The sequence below is a fragment of the Streptomyces sp. A18 genome (assembly GCF_059026065.1).
In genome coordinates, this window is sequence record NZ_JBWLKL010000039.1 from 51116 (window position 1) to 66510 (window position 15395).

The 15395-nt window shown below is 69.4% G+C and carries 15 protein-coding genes; 13 read left to right on the plus strand and 2 right to left on the minus strand.

Annotated elements, in window-relative coordinates; all coding sequences use genetic code 11:
* Positions 1-7: 7 nt before the first annotated feature.
* A complete protein-coding gene (locus tag AC5P1C_RS36190; RefSeq protein WP_493870240.1) occupies positions 8-844 on the minus strand; it encodes an SDR family oxidoreductase in 837 nt (278 codons plus the stop codon).
* 307 nt (positions 845-1151) lie between these two features.
* Here AC5P1C_RS36190 and AC5P1C_RS36195 point away from each other — a divergent pair, with 307 nt between their 5' ends.
* The 8 genes from AC5P1C_RS36195 (at position 1152) to AC5P1C_RS36230 (ending at position 7913) form a co-directional block, all read left to right on the plus strand.
* The gene (locus AC5P1C_RS36195; protein ID WP_493870241.1) at positions 1152-1325 is read left to right on the plus strand and encodes a hypothetical protein; all 174 of its coding nucleotides are present in this window, start codon (positions 1152-1154) and stop codon (positions 1323-1325) included.
* 117 nt (positions 1326-1442) lie between these two features.
* The gene (locus AC5P1C_RS36200; RefSeq protein ID WP_493870242.1) at positions 1443-2429 is read left to right on the plus strand and encodes a YihY/virulence factor BrkB family protein; all 987 of its coding nucleotides are present in this window, start codon (positions 1443-1445) and stop codon (positions 2427-2429) included.
* An 89-nt stretch (positions 2430-2518) separates the two neighbouring features.
* Positions 2519-2959 carry a phage holin family protein gene (locus AC5P1C_RS36205; protein WP_493870243.1) on the plus strand — a complete coding sequence of 147 codons (441 nt, stop codon included), beginning with the start codon at positions 2519-2521 and terminating at the stop codon, positions 2957-2959.
* Positions 2956-3396, plus strand: coding sequence for a DUF3618 domain-containing protein (locus AC5P1C_RS36210; protein WP_493870244.1), 441 nt, complete (start codon positions 2956-2958; stop codon positions 3394-3396). Before AC5P1C_RS36205 ends, AC5P1C_RS36210 begins: the two co-directional genes overlap by 4 nt.
* Positions 3393-3659 (plus strand): DUF4235 domain-containing protein, encoded by a 267-nt coding sequence (locus tag AC5P1C_RS36215; RefSeq protein ID WP_493870245.1) that lies wholly within the window; start codon positions 3393-3395, stop codon positions 3657-3659. Before AC5P1C_RS36210 ends, AC5P1C_RS36215 begins: the two co-directional genes overlap by 4 nt.
* Positions 3660-3815: 156 nt before the next feature.
* Entirely contained in the window at positions 3816-5723 is a 1908-nt protein-coding gene (locus AC5P1C_RS36220) for a glycoside hydrolase family 20 protein (protein WP_493870246.1), read from the plus strand.
* 69 nt (positions 5724-5792) lie between these two features.
* Entirely contained in the window at positions 5793-7436 is a 1644-nt protein-coding gene (locus AC5P1C_RS36225) for an alpha-L-fucosidase (protein WP_493870247.1), read from the plus strand.
* A gap of 78 nt (positions 7437-7514) precedes the next feature.
* Complete coding sequence (locus AC5P1C_RS36230; RefSeq protein ID WP_493870248.1) at positions 7515-7913, plus strand: nuclear transport factor 2 family protein; 399 nt, start codon at positions 7515-7517, stop codon at positions 7911-7913.
* 172 nt (positions 7914-8085) lie between these two features.
* Here AC5P1C_RS36230 and AC5P1C_RS36235 read toward each other — a convergent pair whose 3' ends face one another.
* A complete protein-coding gene (locus AC5P1C_RS36235; protein WP_493870249.1) occupies positions 8086-9102 on the minus strand; it encodes a LacI family DNA-binding transcriptional regulator in 1017 nt (338 codons plus the stop codon).
* Between the two features lie 251 nt (positions 9103-9353).
* On the opposite strand from AC5P1C_RS36235, the gene AC5P1C_RS36240 reads away from it, so the two are divergent.
* From AC5P1C_RS36240 to AC5P1C_RS36260, 5 genes are all read left to right on the plus strand, one after another.
* Positions 9354-10661, plus strand: a complete 1308-nt coding sequence (locus AC5P1C_RS36240) for an extracellular solute-binding protein (RefSeq protein ID WP_493870250.1) — start codon at positions 9354-9356, stop codon at positions 10659-10661.
* Positions 10662-10684: 23 nt separating this feature from the next.
* Positions 10685-11620 (plus strand): carbohydrate ABC transporter permease, encoded by a 936-nt coding sequence (locus AC5P1C_RS36245; RefSeq protein ID WP_493870251.1) that lies wholly within the window; start codon positions 10685-10687, stop codon positions 11618-11620.
* A 71-nt stretch (positions 11621-11691) separates the two neighbouring features.
* The gene (locus tag AC5P1C_RS36250; RefSeq protein WP_493870257.1) at positions 11692-12570 is read left to right on the plus strand and encodes a carbohydrate ABC transporter permease; all 879 of its coding nucleotides are present in this window, start codon (positions 11692-11694) and stop codon (positions 12568-12570) included.
* A gap of 99 nt (positions 12571-12669) precedes the next feature.
* A complete protein-coding gene (locus AC5P1C_RS36255; RefSeq protein ID WP_493870252.1) occupies positions 12670-13920 on the plus strand; it encodes a glycoside hydrolase 5 family protein in 1251 nt (416 codons plus the stop codon).
* A 180-nt stretch (positions 13921-14100) separates the two neighbouring features.
* Positions 14101-15395, plus strand: a 1295-nt coding sequence (locus tag AC5P1C_RS36260) for a glycoside hydrolase family 38 N-terminal domain-containing protein (protein WP_493870253.1), incomplete at its 3' end; no start/stop codon positions are given.

A 15395-nucleotide genomic window follows, 5' to 3' on the forward strand; every position in this document is an offset into this window, starting at 1 on the left:
GGCGGCGTCACGCCTGGTCCGCGGCCCCGCCCGCCGTCGCGGCCCGCAGCCGCTCGTGCACGGCGTACGGGGAGGTTCCGCCGGCGGCTGCCCGCACTCTCGTACCGCCGTCCACCAGGAGGTCGGCGCCCGTCACCCATTCGGCGGCATCCGAGACCAGCCATGCCACGGCACGCGCGACGTCCTCCGGCTCACCGATGCGACCGAGCGGCAGGTTCGCGGCGAGCTGCTCCTCGGCGCCGTCCCACACGAAGCGGGCCATCTCGGTGCGGACGAGGCCGGGGGACACGGAGTTGACGCGCACCAAGGGCGCCAGTTCGCCCGCGAGTTGGGCGGTCAGGTGCAGGAGCGCCGCCTTGCTGGTTCCGTACGCGCCCACGTTCGGCCCCACATGGGGCGCGCCCTCGGTGCAGATGTTCACCACCGCGCCGCCGTGCTCGCCCATCCAGGCCCGCCAGGCGAGCTGCGTCAGGCGCAGCGCCGCCTCGACGTTCACGGTGAAGGCGGCGCGCCACCGGGTGAGGTCGACGTCCATCAGCGCGCCGTAAGGGGCGTTCGTCGCGGCGTTGTTCACCAGCACGTCGAGCCGCCCGAACTCGCGGACCGCTAGAGCCACGCTCGCCTCCGCCCGGCCGGAATCGGCCACGCCGCCCGTGCAGCCGACGGCCTCCGCGCCGTCCGCGCGCAGGCCGGCCACCGCCGCGTCCAGGGCGTCCGGGTCGCGAGCGGTGAGGACGAGGCGGTGGCCGGACTCGGCGAGGGCCCGCGCGGTGGCGAGCCCGATCCCTCGCGAGGCTCCGGTCACCAGAGCCACCGCGCCCTCCCGTGCCTGCGCAGAAGTCATCCCCGTACGGTCCCATGGAGGTCGGGAAAGGCCCATGGGGTCGACCCGTTGGGGAATTCCCGGCCCCTCGGCCACCCGCACACCGTAACGAACTGGCCGAAATCCACTCCTTCGGCGGACCCCATAGAGCGCGAGCGCGCTCATTTGGTTAATGTGATGCGAACGGACGGCTCTCAGGGGATCCACAAGCGCCCCTCTGCCGCCCTGGGACAGGCTCGTAACCCTGGCCGCGATCCCGCCCGAACGACGGCGCCACCGCGACCGAACAGCTCTTGTCCTTCCGTTACGCGACACAAAGGAGTGCGCGGTGACACCAGATCTGACGAAGCAGGAAAAACGACCGGCGGAACGTGGCGGGGAGCGGGCCGGCAGGCCACGCAAGCTCACCAACCTGGACTCGTGGGCCAAAGCGGCCCCGATCCGCCTCGCCGGCTACGAGGACGACCTCGCGGAGCCGCACATCCTCCCCGGTATCGACTGATCCGTCCCCTTCGCCGCGCGCCCCCGCCGATCCCGGCCGGGGGCGCGCGGCGTGTGCGTTCCGGACGGGTGGGGCCGGTCGCGCATGGCTCGGCGGTTGCGGGTTACTCCGGGGAGCATGAAAGGGACACCGAACGCAGAGCGCAGCGTGGACCGCGCGCCGGATGAACTGACGCAGCTGTCGAAGCGGTCCTGGCGGGCGGTGCTCACCGGCGTGGTCCGTGAGTTCAAGGACGACGAGCTGGCGGACCGGGCCGCGGCGCTGACCTACTACGGGGTGCTCTCGCTCTTCCCGACGCTCCTCGTGCTGGTCTCCCTCCTCGGCCTCGTCGGGAAGTCGGCCATCGACTGGCTCCTGAAGAACCTCGAGCAGCTCGCGCCAGGTCCGGCGCGGGACATCATCAGCGACGCCGTGCGGCAGCTGGAGGGGCAGGGCGGCGTCGGCTCGCTCATGGCGGTGGTCGGCATCGTCCTCGCGGTGTGGGCGTCGTCCGGGTACGTGGGGGCCTTCATCCGCACCGCCAACGCCGTCTACGACATGCCCGAGGGGCGGCCGGTGTGGAAGGTGCTGCCGGTCCGGGTGGGAGTGACGGTGGTCCTGCTGATTCTGGCGGTCGCCAGCGCGCTCATCGTGGTGTTCACGGGAGGCCTCGCCCACACCGTGGGCTCCGCTCTGGGCGTCGGCGACGCGGCGCTGACGGCGTGGTCCATCGCGAAGTGGCCGGTCCTCGTCGTCCTGGTGACCTTCATGATCGCGCTGCTGTACTGGGCGACGCCGAACGTGAAGGCGAAGGGCTTCAGGTGGATCACCGGCGGCAGTGTGCTCGCCCTGGTGATCTGGTTGACCGCATCGGCCGGATTCGCCTTCTACGTGAGCAACTTCGGCTCCTACAACAAGACTTACGGCGCCCTGGCCGGAGTGATCATTTTCCTGGTGTGGTTGTGGATCAGCAACATCGCGATCCTGCTCGGCCTGCAGTTCGACGCGGAGCTGTCGCGGCAGCGTGCCATCGCCGGCGGACTTCCCGCCGAGGAAGAGCCCTATGTGCCGCCCCGTGACACCAGCGCGTGGGACGAGCAGGACCGGCGGCGCATGGAGGAGTGACGCCGCCCGAAGCGATCCCGGCCCTCGATCATGTGCCGATCCCGGAGTTCGGGGTACTCGGCCGCGGAACAGACAGGAGGTTGATGACGATGGCCCAGACAGGTCCGCACACCACCGGCCGTGCCGACAGCGGACGGACCGCTGCCGTCAATGAGCCGGTGGGCGATCTCGTGCAGCGCGCGTCGCAGCAACTGACCGAGCTGGTGCGCGGCGAGATGCGTCTGGCGCAGGCGGAGATGAAGGAGAAGACCAGGCGCTACGGCAAGGGCAGCGGGTTGTTCGGCGGAGCCGGTCTCGTCGGCTTCCTCACCCTGCAGGCCCTCGTCGCCACCGCGATCGCGGCGCTCGCCGTGCCGCTTCCGGTGTGGGCGGCGGGGCTCATCGTCACCGCCGTTCTCGGTCTGATCGCCGCAGTGCTCGCGCTGACCGGCAAGAAGGAAGTCGGCCGGGCCGCCCCGCCGATCCCCGAGCAGGCCATCGGCGGAGTGAAGGCCGATGTCGCAGAGATCAAGGAGAGTGCACAGCGATGAACCAGCCCCACGACAAGCACACCGCGGGATCCCGGGAACTGCGTGCCAAGGTCGAGCGGACCCGCCACGACCTGGGAGAGACGGTCGAGGCGCTGGCGGCCAAGGCGGACGTCAAGGCCCGCGCCCAGGACAAGGCGGTCGCGATCAAGGGCCAGACGGCCACGAAGGCGGCGGAGCTGGGCGAGCAGGCGAAGGTGAAGGCCACCGAGGCGGCCCATGTGCTGCAGGACAAGGTGCCCGACCAGGTCAAGGACAAGGCGGCCACCGCCACGGGGCAGGTGAAGGCCGTGGCCGGACAGGCCACGGAGGTGTGGCAGGACAAGGCGCCGGAGCAGGTCCGCAAGAACCGCACCGCGTTCCTCGCGGCCAGTGGCGCCACGCTGTTGGTCACGTACGCCTTGGTGCGGCGCAGGCGGAGGCAGGGGGGCGCGGTGTGAAGGCGTCGAAGATCGCGTACAAGCCGGTCGGCATGGCGCTCGGCGCGCTCGCCGGTGTGGCCGCGGGCGGCCTGTTCAAACAGGCGTGGAAGGTGGTCTCCCGCGACGATGACGCGCCCGACGCCACCGATGAGGACCGCGGCTGGGGCGAGATCCTGCTGGCGGCCACGTTGCAGGGCGCGATCTTCGCCGTGGTGAAGGCGGCCGTCGACCGGGGCGGCGCCGTCGCCGCACGTCGGCTGACGGGTACGTGGCCCGGCTGACGGGTGCGTGGCCCCGGCTGACGGGTGCGTCATGGCCTCAGCTGGCGGATGGTCCGCATTCATCCGATGGGTCGCGGTAGGGCGGCGTAAATGTCCAAGTGCCAGCCGCGAGCAATACATTGACACTCCCACGGGGCGCTTGAATCATCGGATGTCATGACTGACATGCGCATGATTCTCGCGCCCCGTGCGCGGCTACGCCGGCTCAGAGGCGTGGCAGTGGCCCTGCTGCTGCTCGCGGCGCCCGTCCCGGCCGCCCAGGCCGCCGGGACGTCGCAGCCCGCCGCGGAGGCGCCCCGCACCGTCCCCGCCCTCGCCGACTGGACGCCGGGGAAGGGGAATTACACCTACGGGCCCGGCGCCCGGATCGTCGCGCACGGGCAGGCGGCGCGCGAAGTCGCCCGCACGCTCGCCGACGATCTGCGCGCCGCGGGCGAGGGGCGGGTGCCGGTCACCGGCGGCCCCGCGCGCGACGGTGACATCGTGATCGACGTCGCCCCCGCGCGTGAACCGCTCGGCGCCGAAGGGTACGAACTCCGGGCGGGCGAACGTCTGGAGATCACCGGCGCGACCGACACCGGAGCCTTCTACGGCACCCGCACCCTTCTGCAACTCCTCGCCCAGAGCGACCGCGTACCGGCGGGCCGCACCGTCGACGTGCCCCAGTACAAGGAGCGCGGGGTGGGCGTCTGCGCCTGCTACATCCATGTCTCGACGCCCTGGCTGGAGAACCTCGTACGCGACATGGCGTACAACAAGCAGAACCAGCTGCTCCTCGAACTCAAGGTGAAGAGCGAGAAGCACCCCGAGGCCAACAGCTGGGGCTACTACACCAAGAGCGAGATACGGCGCCTCGTCGCCCTCGGCGAGAAGTACCACGTCACGATCGTTCCGGAGATCAACTCACCGGGCCACATGGACCCTTGGCTGGAGAAGCGCACCGACCTCCAGCTCACCGACTCCGACGGCAAGCCGCAGCCGTCGCGCCTGGACATCACCAAGGACGAGGCCTTCTCGTACTACACGAGTCTCATCGACGAGTACGCCGAGGTGTTCCCCGCGAAGTCCTGGCACATGGGGGCCGACGAGTACATGCTCGGCTCCGACTTCGCCAAGTACCCCCACATCCTCGAATACGCGAAGAAGAAGTACGGCGAGAAGGCGACCCCGCAGGACGCCTTCATCGACTTCGTGAACCGGGTGCACGCGTACGTGGAGGGCAAGGGCAAGCAACTCCGCATCTGGAACGACGGCCTGACCGGCGCGAACACGGTGCCCGTCGCGGCGGGGACGAGCGTGGAGCACTGGCTCGACGTGAAGACGAAGCCGAGCGAACTCATCGCCCGGGGCTACCCGTTGCAGAACGCCGCCTACGCCCTCTACCTCGTACGCGGCGGCTTCCACACCGACACCAAGGCGCTGTACGACAAGGCCTGGGACCCGCGCAGCTTCGAGGGCGAGAAGCTCGCGTCGCGCGACGGCATCACCGGGGCGAAGATCAGCCTGTGGCCGGACAACGGCCGGGGCGAGACCGAGAACGAGGTCGCGGCCTCCATGGCGATGCCGCTCAGCCATATCGCCCAGGTGACGTGGGGCTCCGCGCACCCGGACCCGACGTACGCCGACTTCACGGCACGCGCCAGGTCCGTCGGACACGCGCCCGGCCGGCGTGACCTGACGAAGACGCCGGTCGCGGACGGAACGTACACGCTGCGGGACACCAAGGGGCGCGCGGAGCCCGCCGCCTACGCGATCAAGCGCACCGCCGACGGCTACCTCACCCTGAAGTCCGCGGCCGACGGCACCTGCCTGGAGACCCGCAGCGGGAAGATCACGCTCAACGTGCCGCTGGAGCCGGGCAGTTCGGTCACGCACGAGACGTGCGACGCGGCCAACACCTTGCAGCGGTGGCAGCTGGCGAAGGCGGCCGACGGCAAGGGGAAGGGGTACCGGCTGACGAACGCGATCACGCAGATGTCCGTGTACGTCACCGAGGACGGGCGGCTCCAGCAGTACCCGGCGGACCAAAAGGCACCGGCTGTCTGGACCTTGACCACAGGCTGACCCTCATCGCCCGAGGTTCGACTTCTTCTTCGACTTGGCCCGAGATTCGACAGGGAGACCCGCACGCCCATGACTCTCAGCAGACGTCTCTTCGTGACCGCCGCAGTCACCACCGCGGTAGCCGCTTCGAGCAGTTCCCTTGCCCTCGCGGCACCCGGCACCGCGGGCAGGTCCGCCGCCGCCCCGGAACCGCCCTACCGCATCCCGATCACCCCCGACGACTCCCCGGACGAGGTAGTCGCCAAGGCATCCCAAGTCCGCCCGACGGAACGGCAGATCGCCTGGCAACGCCTTGAGCAGACCGCTTTCCTGCACTTCGGGGTCAACACCTTCACCGGCCTCGAATGGGGCACGGGCGACGAGGACCCCGACGTCTTCCAGCCGTCCGGCCTCGACACCGACCAGTGGGCGCGGGCGCTGCGCGACGGCGGGTTCAAGCTCGCCATCCTCACCGTCAAGCACCATGACGGCTTCGTGCTCTACCCCTCGCGCTACACCAAGCACAGTGTGGTGAGCAGCAGTTGGCAGTCGGGCAACGGTGACGTCCTGCGCTCCTTCGCCGACTCGCTGCGCGCGTACGGCATCAAGGTGGGCGTCTACATCTCGCCCGCCGACGAGAACCAGTACCTGCACGGCGTCTACGCCAACGGCAGCGCGCGCTCGAAGCGCACGATCCCCACGCCGGTGGAGGGCGACGACCGGGCGGGCGATGCCGCCGTGCGGTCGTTCACGCTCGACGCGACCGACTACGGCGCGCACATGCTCAACCAGCTGTACGAGGTGCTCACCGAGTACGGGCCCATCGACGAGGTGTGGTTCGACGGGGCGCAGGGACGCATCCCGCCGGAGAAGGTCGAGACGTACGACTGGGACAGCTGGTACGCGGTCATCCGCGCCCTGGCGCCGGACGCGACGGTCGCCGTGCGCGGCCCTGACGTGCGATGGGTGGGCAACGAGGGCGGACTCGCGCGCGAGAACGAGTGGAGCGTCGTCCCCGTCAAGGACTCGGGCAACGGGAGCATCGACTACGCCCTGAAGTACGACGCGCCCGACCAGGGAAGCCGGTCAGCCCTTGCCGAGGCGAGGGCGGTCGCCCAGTACGTGCAGTGGTGGCCGGCGGAGTGCGACGTCTCGATCAGGCCCGGATGGTTCTTCCACGAGAACGAACAGCCCAAGTCCGTCGAGCAGTTGACCGACATCTGGTTCCGCTCGGTGGGCCGTAACTCCGTGCTGCTCCTGAACATCCCGCCGGACAAGCGGGGTCTGCTCCCGGAGGCGGACGTGGCACGGCTGCGGGAGTTCCACGAGCGGATCGGCCGCGAACTGCCGGAGGACTTCGCGCGCGGTGCGCGGGCCCGCGGCGACGGGCGCCGTCCTTCGCACGCGGTCGACGGCGACCCGGACACGGCGTGGTCGTGCCCGGCGCCCTCGCGGGGGACACTCACGGTCGACCTGGGCAAGGCGCGCGAGGTCGACCGGATCCGGCTGGGGGAGGAGATAAGGCGGGGCCAGCATCTGGAGCACGCGGTGATCGAGGCGCGGGACTCCGGCGGTTCCGACTGGTCTCTCGTGACAGAGGTGGCCACGGTCGGGGCGAGCCGGGTCCTGACGCTGCCCGCGCCGGTGCGGGCCCGGGAGTGGCGGCTTCGGGTGACGGGGTCGCGCGGGGCGGTGCGGCTCGCGGAGTTCGGCCTGTACCGGTCGCGGGTGTAGGGGGCCTACCGGGAGCCGCGCTCGCGGCTCCCGGAGCTCCGAAGTCCGGAGATGCGGCGCGGTGTTACGGTCTCGCCCATGTCCAAGAGCGAGATCGACGCCGTGACCGCCGACTTCTTCGGCGCCTTCGACAACGTGGGCGGCAAGACCGCTGACGTGGCCCGCATCCGACGCCTGATGCTCCCGGGCGGCGTGATCGTCGTAACGGGGCCGGAGTTCACGGTCTACACGGTGGAAGAGTTCATAGAACCCCGCCAACGGCTGCTGGGCGAGGGCCGGTTGGTGGAGTTCTCCGAGTGGGAGACCTCCGAACGGACGGAGATCGAGGGCGGCATCGCCTCCCGCTTCGGCACGTACAGCAAGTCCGGAATTCTGGACGGCGCCCCGTTCGAGGGAGGCGGCACGAAGACGATCCAGTTCGTCCGGACCCCGGAGGGGTGGAGGATCGCGGCGTTCTCCTGGCACGACAAGCCCTGACCGCCGGGACATGCCGACGGCCCGCCTTGCGGACCGCGTTCATGGCCACACGACCTCGCCGTCCCGTACCACCAAGGGGCAGGTCCATCGCCATCGAGAGCTCATATATGCCCGCCATGCCGAAACCGTACCGGCGGGGTACGACAGACCTGCGTCACGGCGGAGGGGCGGCTCACCCCTCGCCCGCCCGCCCCGTGCTCTCCCGTTCGATGAGCGTCGGCAGTGGCACCTGGACCGTGGACGCGGGGCCGTCGTCCAGGAGTGACAGGAGTTCGCGGGCCGCTGTTCGGCCGAAGGATGTCGTGTCGCGGGACAGCGCCGTCAGCCAAGGGTGCACCATGCGGCACAGCGCCGAGTCCTCCCAGGCGATCACCGAGACGTCTCCCGGCACGGCGAAGCCGAGCGACGCCGCCGCGGCGATTCCGGCGACGGCCATCACGTCGTTGTCGTACACGAGAGCCGTCGGGGGTGACACTGCGGAGAGGACGCGGCGGGTCACCGCGGCGCCCTCCGCGTCCGAGTAGTCCGTGGTCACCGAGCGGACCTCGGACAGGTCGCGCCGCTGGGCCTCGGCCCGCAGCGTACGGATCCGCCGCTCCGTGTGGGCCAGGCCGGGCAGGCCCGCGATGTGCACGATGCGCCGGTGGCCCAGAGCGTGCAAGTGGTCCACGACCGAAGCCATCGCGCCCGCGTCGTCCGCCCAGACCGTGGAGAGGTTCGGGTGGTGCGCCTCCGGGTCCGGCACGCCGCCCGTCACCACCGCGGGCAGGCCCAGCTCGTCGAGGAGCGCGGGACGGGGGTCGTCCGTGCGCGGGTCCACGACCAGGACGCCGTCCACCCGGTGCTCGGCCCACCACCGCTGGTAGACCGCGCACTCGGCGGCCACGTCCTCCACCACCTGGAAGAGCAGGCCCAGTTGACGTTCCGCCAGGACCTCCTGGATGCCCGAGATCAGCTGCAGGAAGAACGAGTCCACGCCCAGCGTCCCCGCGGGCCGGGCAAGCACCAGGCCCACCGTCGCCGCGCCCTCACCGGACAGTGCGCGCGCCGCCGTGCTCGGGTGCCAGCCGAGCTGCTCGGCGACCCTGCGGACCCGGTCGCGGGTGAGTTCGGAGACTCCGGGCCGGTCGTTGAGCGCGAAGGACACGGCGCTCTCGGAGACTCCGGCGCGGCGCGCGATGTCCTTCATGGTCGGCCGGCGTGCCGGGGACCGCTTGCCTTGCACCCGTGTAGCCCCTTTCCTGTTGAGCGCAGACTAATGCGCTTGAGCCAGCACACTCTAAAGCGCTTTAGTCGATCCCTGCAAGAAGTTCAACACACCTCGTTGACCTGCGTAGTTTCCGTACCCGGCAAGGATCGGTCAACGAATCCATTGACTTTTTACCGGAGTTCCATGCAGGGTCTGCCTCACGCTGGGCCGAGCAAAGGAGCCGTTTCACCGTGCGCATCTCCCATCACTCCCGCATCCCCCGAAGGTCAGCCGTCGCTGCCGCCGCCCTCGCCGTGCTTCTGCCGCTGAGCGCCTGCGGCGACGGAGGTGACGGCGGCGGTTCGACCGACGCGTCCGGCAAGATCGAGGGCGAGATCACTTTCCAGACCTGGAACCTGAAGGCCAACTTCAAGTCGTACTTCGAGGACGTCGTCGACGGCTTCGAGAAGAAGTACCCGGGCACGAAGGTCAACTGGGTCGACCAGCCCGGCGAGGGCTACGCCGACAAGATCAGCGCCGACGCCGCCGCAGGCACCCTCCCGGACGTCGTCAACGTCTCGCCCGACCTGGTGGCCCCGCTCGCCAAGGCCGGCCTCGCGCTCGACCTCGACAAGGCCGCGGGGAAGTACGAGAAGGAGTACCTGCCGGGGGCGTGGAAGAGCCACCAGATACCGGGCACGGAGGGGACGTACGCCTTCCCCTGGTACCTGAACACCGGGCCGCTCTTCTACAACAAGCGGATCTTCAAGGACGCGGGGCTCGACGCCGACAAGCCCCCGACGACGTACGGCGAACTCTTCGACGACGCACTGGAGTTGTCCAAGAAGAGCAAGGGCAAGACCGCCACGCTCGCCAACATCCCCACCATCGAGGACTTCGGGCGCTACGGCGTCCCCCTGATGGACAAGGACGGGACCAAGTTCACCTTCAACGGCCCCAAGGGCGTCGAACTCCTCACCGAGTACAAGAAGTTGTACGACGCGAAGGCTCTGGACGGGCAGGCGCTCAACGCCACGCCCGAGTCGACGGGCAAGAAGTTCCTCACCGAGGCCGTCGCCATGAACCCCGGAAGCGCCCTGGACCTCGGCAAGTTCAAGAAGGAGGCGCCGGGCCTCTACAAGAACATCGGCATCACCCCGCAGATCACCAACACCGGCAAGGACAACATGTATGTGATGGGTGTGATGGTGAACACCCGCACCAAGCAGACGCCCGCTGCCGTGGCCTTCGCCCACTACGTGACGGACGCGCAGCGGCAGATGTCCTTCGCCAAGAAGGTGGCGATCTTCCCCAGCACGCAGGGCTCGCTCGACGACCCGTACTTCACCAAGCAGGACGGCACCGACGACACGCGCGTGCGCGTCGCCGCCGCCAAGTCCATCAAGACCGCGGTCAATTACACGCCCGTGCTGTTCAGCGAGCAGATGAAGATCGAGCTGCGCAACGCCGTCGCCCGCGCGCTGCAGGGCAAGGAGAGCCCCAAGGAAGCGCTTGACAACGCTGTCAAGAACTGCGACCGGCTGCTGAAGCAGAGCTGAGAAGACGACACGGGACCACCACCATGAAAAGCTCCAGCGCCGCCACCGTTCCCCGTGCCGCCCCCGCCGAACGCGGTCCACGCAGCCGCATCAGGCGTCAACTGCCGTCCAGTCCCTGGCTGTTCGCCGCCCCTGGGCTGCTGATCGTCGGCATCTTCATCCTCTATCCGTTCGTCAGCACGCTCATCAACTCCTTCACCGACAAGCGGACCCTGATCCCGGGGGAGTACGTCGGCCTGGACAACTTCAGGGAGTTGCTGAACGACGACATGTTCTGGATCGGGCTGCGCAACTCGACGCTCTACGTCGTCGGGGTCGTCCCCGCGCTCGTCCTGCTGCCGCTGCTGCTCGCGATGCTCGTCCAGAAGCACATCCCCGGCATGACCTTCTTCCGGTCCGCCTTCTACACGCCGGTGGTCGCGTCCATCGTCGTGGTGGGCCTGATCTGGGTGTGGATGCTGGATGAACGGGGCCTGGTCAACGCGGTGCTCGAGGCGGTGGGTGTCGGCTCGGTCGGCTTCCTCAGCGACCAGTGGCTGCTCCTCCTGAGCGCCATGGCCGTCACGGTCTGGAAGGGCCTCGGCTACTACATGATCATTTACCTTGCCGCCCTCGCCAACGTGCCGCGCGAACTGCACGAGGCCGCTTCGGTCGACGGCGCGGGTGCCGTACGCCGCTTCTTCACCGTCACCGTGCCCGCCGTGCGCTCCACGATGGTCCTGGTCGCCGCGCTGTCCTCGGTCGCCGCCTTCAAGGTGTTCTCCGAGGTGTACCTGATGGCAGGACCCAACGGCGGTCCCGCCGGTGAGGACACCACCCTCGTGATGCTGGTGCAACGCGTCGGCACCGGCCTCACCGGCCGCGTCGGGTACGCGTCGGCCATCTCGGTCGTCGTCTTCATCGTCACCGTCGCGCTGATGCTGCTCGTGCTGCGCGCGGACCGGAAGGAGGACACGTGAGCATCGCGACGACGACGGACACACGCAAGAGTGAGAACGCCGAGGAGGCGGAGCGGAAGGCGAGGGGGAAGATCCTGAAGGGCGGTGGGCGCGGGCGCGGCCGGATCACCGACGAGAACGGCCGCCGGATGCCCGTGTGGGAGATCGTCCTGCGCTACGTACTCCTGCTCGCCGTACTGGCGTTGATGATCGGCCCCTTCCTGTGGCAGTTGTCCACATCCCTGAAGGGCCCGACCGAGAACATCTTCAGCTCCCCGCCCAAGTTCCTGCCGAGCAGCCCGACCCTCCACAACTACGAGCGGGTCGCCGACACCATCCCCGTCTGGGACTACGCGCTCAACTCCCTGAAGGTGGCCGCCGCCAACGTGGTGACCAACTGCGTGGGCGCCACGCTCGCCGGTTACGCCCTCGCGCGGCTGCGCTACCGGGGTCGCAGGGCGGCCACGATCGTCTTCATCCTCGCCATGCTGGTGCCCGTGGAGGGCATCATCATCGCTCAGTTCACGACCATGCGGGAGCTGGGTCTGAACAACACCCTCATCGGTGTGCTGCTGCCCGGCTGCGTGTCGGCACTCAACGTCCTGCTGATGCGCAACGCCTTCCTGAACCTGCCGTACGAGATCGAGGAAGCCGCGTACGTCGACGGTGCGAACGTCTGGCAGCGGTTCCTGCGGATCGCCCTGCCCGCGGTCAAGGGCACGCTCGCCGTGGTGGCGATCTTCGCCTTCATGGGCGCATGGGACGACTTCCTGTGGCCGCTGATCGTGCTGAGCGACCCGGACAGATTCACCCTGACCATCGGCCTGAACTATCTGCACGGCACCTTCGCCAACGACGAACGGCTCGTCGCCGCGGGCACGGTCATCGCCGTGCTTCCGCTGATCGTGCTCTTCGCCTGTCTCCAGCGGTACTTCTTCCGCGGGGTGGGCGAGGGAGCGGTGAAGGGCTGACCCGCCCACTCCGCACCTCCGTATTTCTCCGCACTTGTGCACCCCGGGCTTCGCTCCCGAGGCCCCGCACCCCCAGCACCTCCGAGAACCAGGACTCGTATGCCTCGCACGCCTGCTGCTGTGCCGCGCTTCGGCGCGAACTACACCCCCAGTCAGGGGTGGTTCCACCACTGGCTCGACTTCGACATCGACGCGGTGCGCGCCGATCTCGACGCGATCGCCGGGCTCGGCCTCGACCACATCCGGGTCTTCCCGATCTGGCCGTACTTCCAGCCCAACCGCACCCTGATCCGGCCGCGCGCCGTCGAGCAGCTGGTCGCCCTCGCGGACGCCGCGGCCGAGCGCGGGCTCGACGTCAACGTCGACGGATTGCAGGGGCACCTGTCGAGCTTCGACTTCCTGCCCGCGTGGACGCAGACGTGGCACCGGCGGAACATCTTCACCGATCCTGAGGTGGTGGAAGGGGAGGTCACGTATCTGCGTACGCTTGCCTCCGCGCTCGCCGACCGCGCGAATTTCATCGGCATGACGATCGGCAACGAGGTCAACCAGTTCTCGGCGGGACCGCACCCCGATCCCGACCGGATCACCGAGGACGAGGCGGAGGAGTGGCTGCGGCGGGTGCTCGCCGCGTGTGAGGAGGGCGCGCCCGGCAAGCTGCACCTGCACGCCGAGTACGACGCCGCCTGGTACCAGGACGACCAGCCCTTCACCCCGGCCCAGGCCGCGCGGCTCGGCGGTGCGACCGCCGTGCACTCCTGGGTGTTCAACGGCACGGCCCAGCGGCACGGGCGGGAGGGGATCGCCACCGCGCACCACGCGGCGTACATGATCGAGCTGTCCAAGGCGTGGGCGGACGATCCGCACCGCCCGGTCTGGCTCCAGGAGGTGGGCGCGCCGGCGCCGCTCATTCCCGCGGAGCACGCGGCGTCCTTCACCGAGGCGACGGTGGAGGCGGCGCTCGACTGTGGGGATGTGTGGGGGGTGACGTGGTGGTGCTCGCACGACGTGTCGCGGGGGCTGGCTGATTTCCCCGAACTTGAGTACAGCCTGGGGCTGTTGACCAACGAGGGGCGGGTCAAGCCGGGGGGCGAGGTGCTGGCGCGGCTCGCGAAGGAGTGGCGGGGGCGGGAGTACGCGCCCGCGGTGCGGGGGACTGCTGTGGTGGTCGACGACTCGACCTCGGCGCGGTCGGCGTGTGCTCCTGGGGGAGCGGTGTTCGACGCGTTCATGCGGCTCGCCGCGGACGGGGTGCGGCCCACCACGGTGTTGGCCTCCCGGGCTGGTGACGCCGCGCACTTGGCTGCGCGGGGCATTACGGAGGTCGTGCGGCCGGGGGAGGTCGGCTAGGCCCAGGATCTATCCTCCTACCCCGCCCCTTCCCGAAACTCGCTGCGCGAGGGCCTCCTCAAACGCCGGAGTGGCTGATTCTCAGCCCGTCCGGCGTTTGAGGACGAACTCGGCGGAGCCGGTGATGACGGCACGCAAGGCTCCCGGCAGAGTCCCCCCGTTCCAACCCTCGGAGAGAACATGCACGACGACCGCACCCTCATAGAAGCCCGCCTCAAGCGCGTCCTCGACGAACGCATCAGGCCCGCCGTATACCCCGCCTCTGTGCCGCTCGACGTAGCAGTGTGGAACGCGCCGGGCGAGCCGGTTCCCGTAGCCGAGGGCCTCGCCGCCACCCCCGAGCCGACGGCGGTCGGCGCCCCCTGGGGCGCCCCCTGGGCCACCAGCTGGTTCCAGGTGACCGGCACCGTGCCCACGGAATGGGCGGGGAAGACCGTCGAGGCCATCCTCGACCTCGGCTTCGACGAGAACATGCCCGGATTCCAGTGCGAGGGCCTCGTCTACCGCCCCGACGGCACCCCGGTGAAGGGCCTCAACCCCCGCAACCAGTGGGTCCGCATCGCCGCCCCTGCGACCGGCGGCGAAGACGTCCACCTGCACATCGAGGCCGCGTCCAACCCGGTCATCCTCGACTACCACCCCTTCCTGCCCACCCAACTCGGCGACAAGGAGACGGCAGGCAGCGAGCCCCAGTACAAGCTCGCCCGCATGGACCTCGCCGTCTTCGACGAGACCGTGTGGCAGCTCGTCATCGATCTGGAAGTGCTCGGCGAGCTCATGCAGGAGTTGCCGGAGGACTCCGGCCGCCGCTACGCCGTCGTACGCGCCATCGGCCGTGCCCTGGACGCCGTCGACCTCCAGGACGTGAACGGTTCGGCGCCCGCGGCCCGTGCCGAGCTCGAAGGCGTCCTCGCCACCCCCGCCGAACCCTCGGCCCACCGCATCAGCGCCGTCGGCCACGCGCACATCGACTCCGCGTGGCTGTGGCCGTTGCGCGAGACGGTGCGCAAGGTCGCCCGTACGACGTCCAACATGACCGCGCTCATCGAGGACGAGCCGGACTTCGTCTTCGCCATGTCGCAGGCGCAGCAGTGGGCGTGGGTCAAGGAGCACCGGCCCGAGGTGTGGGCGAAGGTCAAGAAGGCGGTCGCCGACGGGAGGTTCGTGCCCGCAGGCGGCATGTGGGTCGAGTCGGACACGAACATGCCGGGGTCGGAGGCGATGGCCCGTCAGTTCGTGCACGGCAAGCGGTTCTTCCTCGAAGAATTCGGTGTCGAGAACGACGAGGCCTGGCTGCCCGACACCTTCGGGTTCGCGGCCGGGCTTCCGCAGATCATCAAGGCCGCGGGGTCCAAGTGGCTGCTCACGCAGAAGATCTCGTGGTCGCAGACCAACCGTTTCCCGCACCACACCTTCAACTGGGAAGGCATCGACGGCACCCGCATCTTCACGCACTTCCCGCCCGTCGACACCTA

Coding starts and splice junctions, on each gene's coding strand:
- AC5P1C_RS36255 (WP_493870252.1), top strand. CDS start 12,670: ATGCCTCGCACGCCTGCTGCTGTGCCGCGCTTCGGCGCGAACTACACC.
- AC5P1C_RS36230 (WP_493870248.1), top strand. CDS start 7,515: ATGTCCAAGAGCGAGATCGACGCCGTGACCGCCGACTTCTTCGGCGCC.
- AC5P1C_RS36245 (WP_493870251.1), top strand. CDS start 10,685: ATGAAAAGCTCCAGCGCCGCCACCGTTCCCCGTGCCGCCCCCGCCGAA.
- AC5P1C_RS36235 (WP_493870249.1), bottom strand. CDS start 9,102: ATGAAGGACATCGCGCGCCGCGCCGGAGTCTCCGAGAGCGCCGTGTCC.
- AC5P1C_RS36210 (WP_493870244.1), top strand. CDS start 2,956: ATGAACCAGCCCCACGACAAGCACACCGCGGGATCCCGGGAACTGCGT.
- AC5P1C_RS36220 (WP_493870246.1), top strand. CDS start 3,816: ATGACTGACATGCGCATGATTCTCGCGCCCCGTGCGCGGCTACGCCGG.
- AC5P1C_RS36225 (WP_493870247.1), top strand. CDS start 5,793: ATGACTCTCAGCAGACGTCTCTTCGTGACCGCCGCAGTCACCACCGCG.
- AC5P1C_RS36190 (WP_493870240.1), bottom strand. CDS start 844: ATGACTTCTGCGCAGGCACGGGAGGGCGCGGTGGCTCTGGTGACCGGA.
- AC5P1C_RS36205 (WP_493870243.1), top strand. CDS start 2,519: ATGGCCCAGACAGGTCCGCACACCACCGGCCGTGCCGACAGCGGACGG.
- AC5P1C_RS36200 (WP_493870242.1), top strand. CDS start 1,443: ATGAAAGGGACACCGAACGCAGAGCGCAGCGTGGACCGCGCGCCGGAT.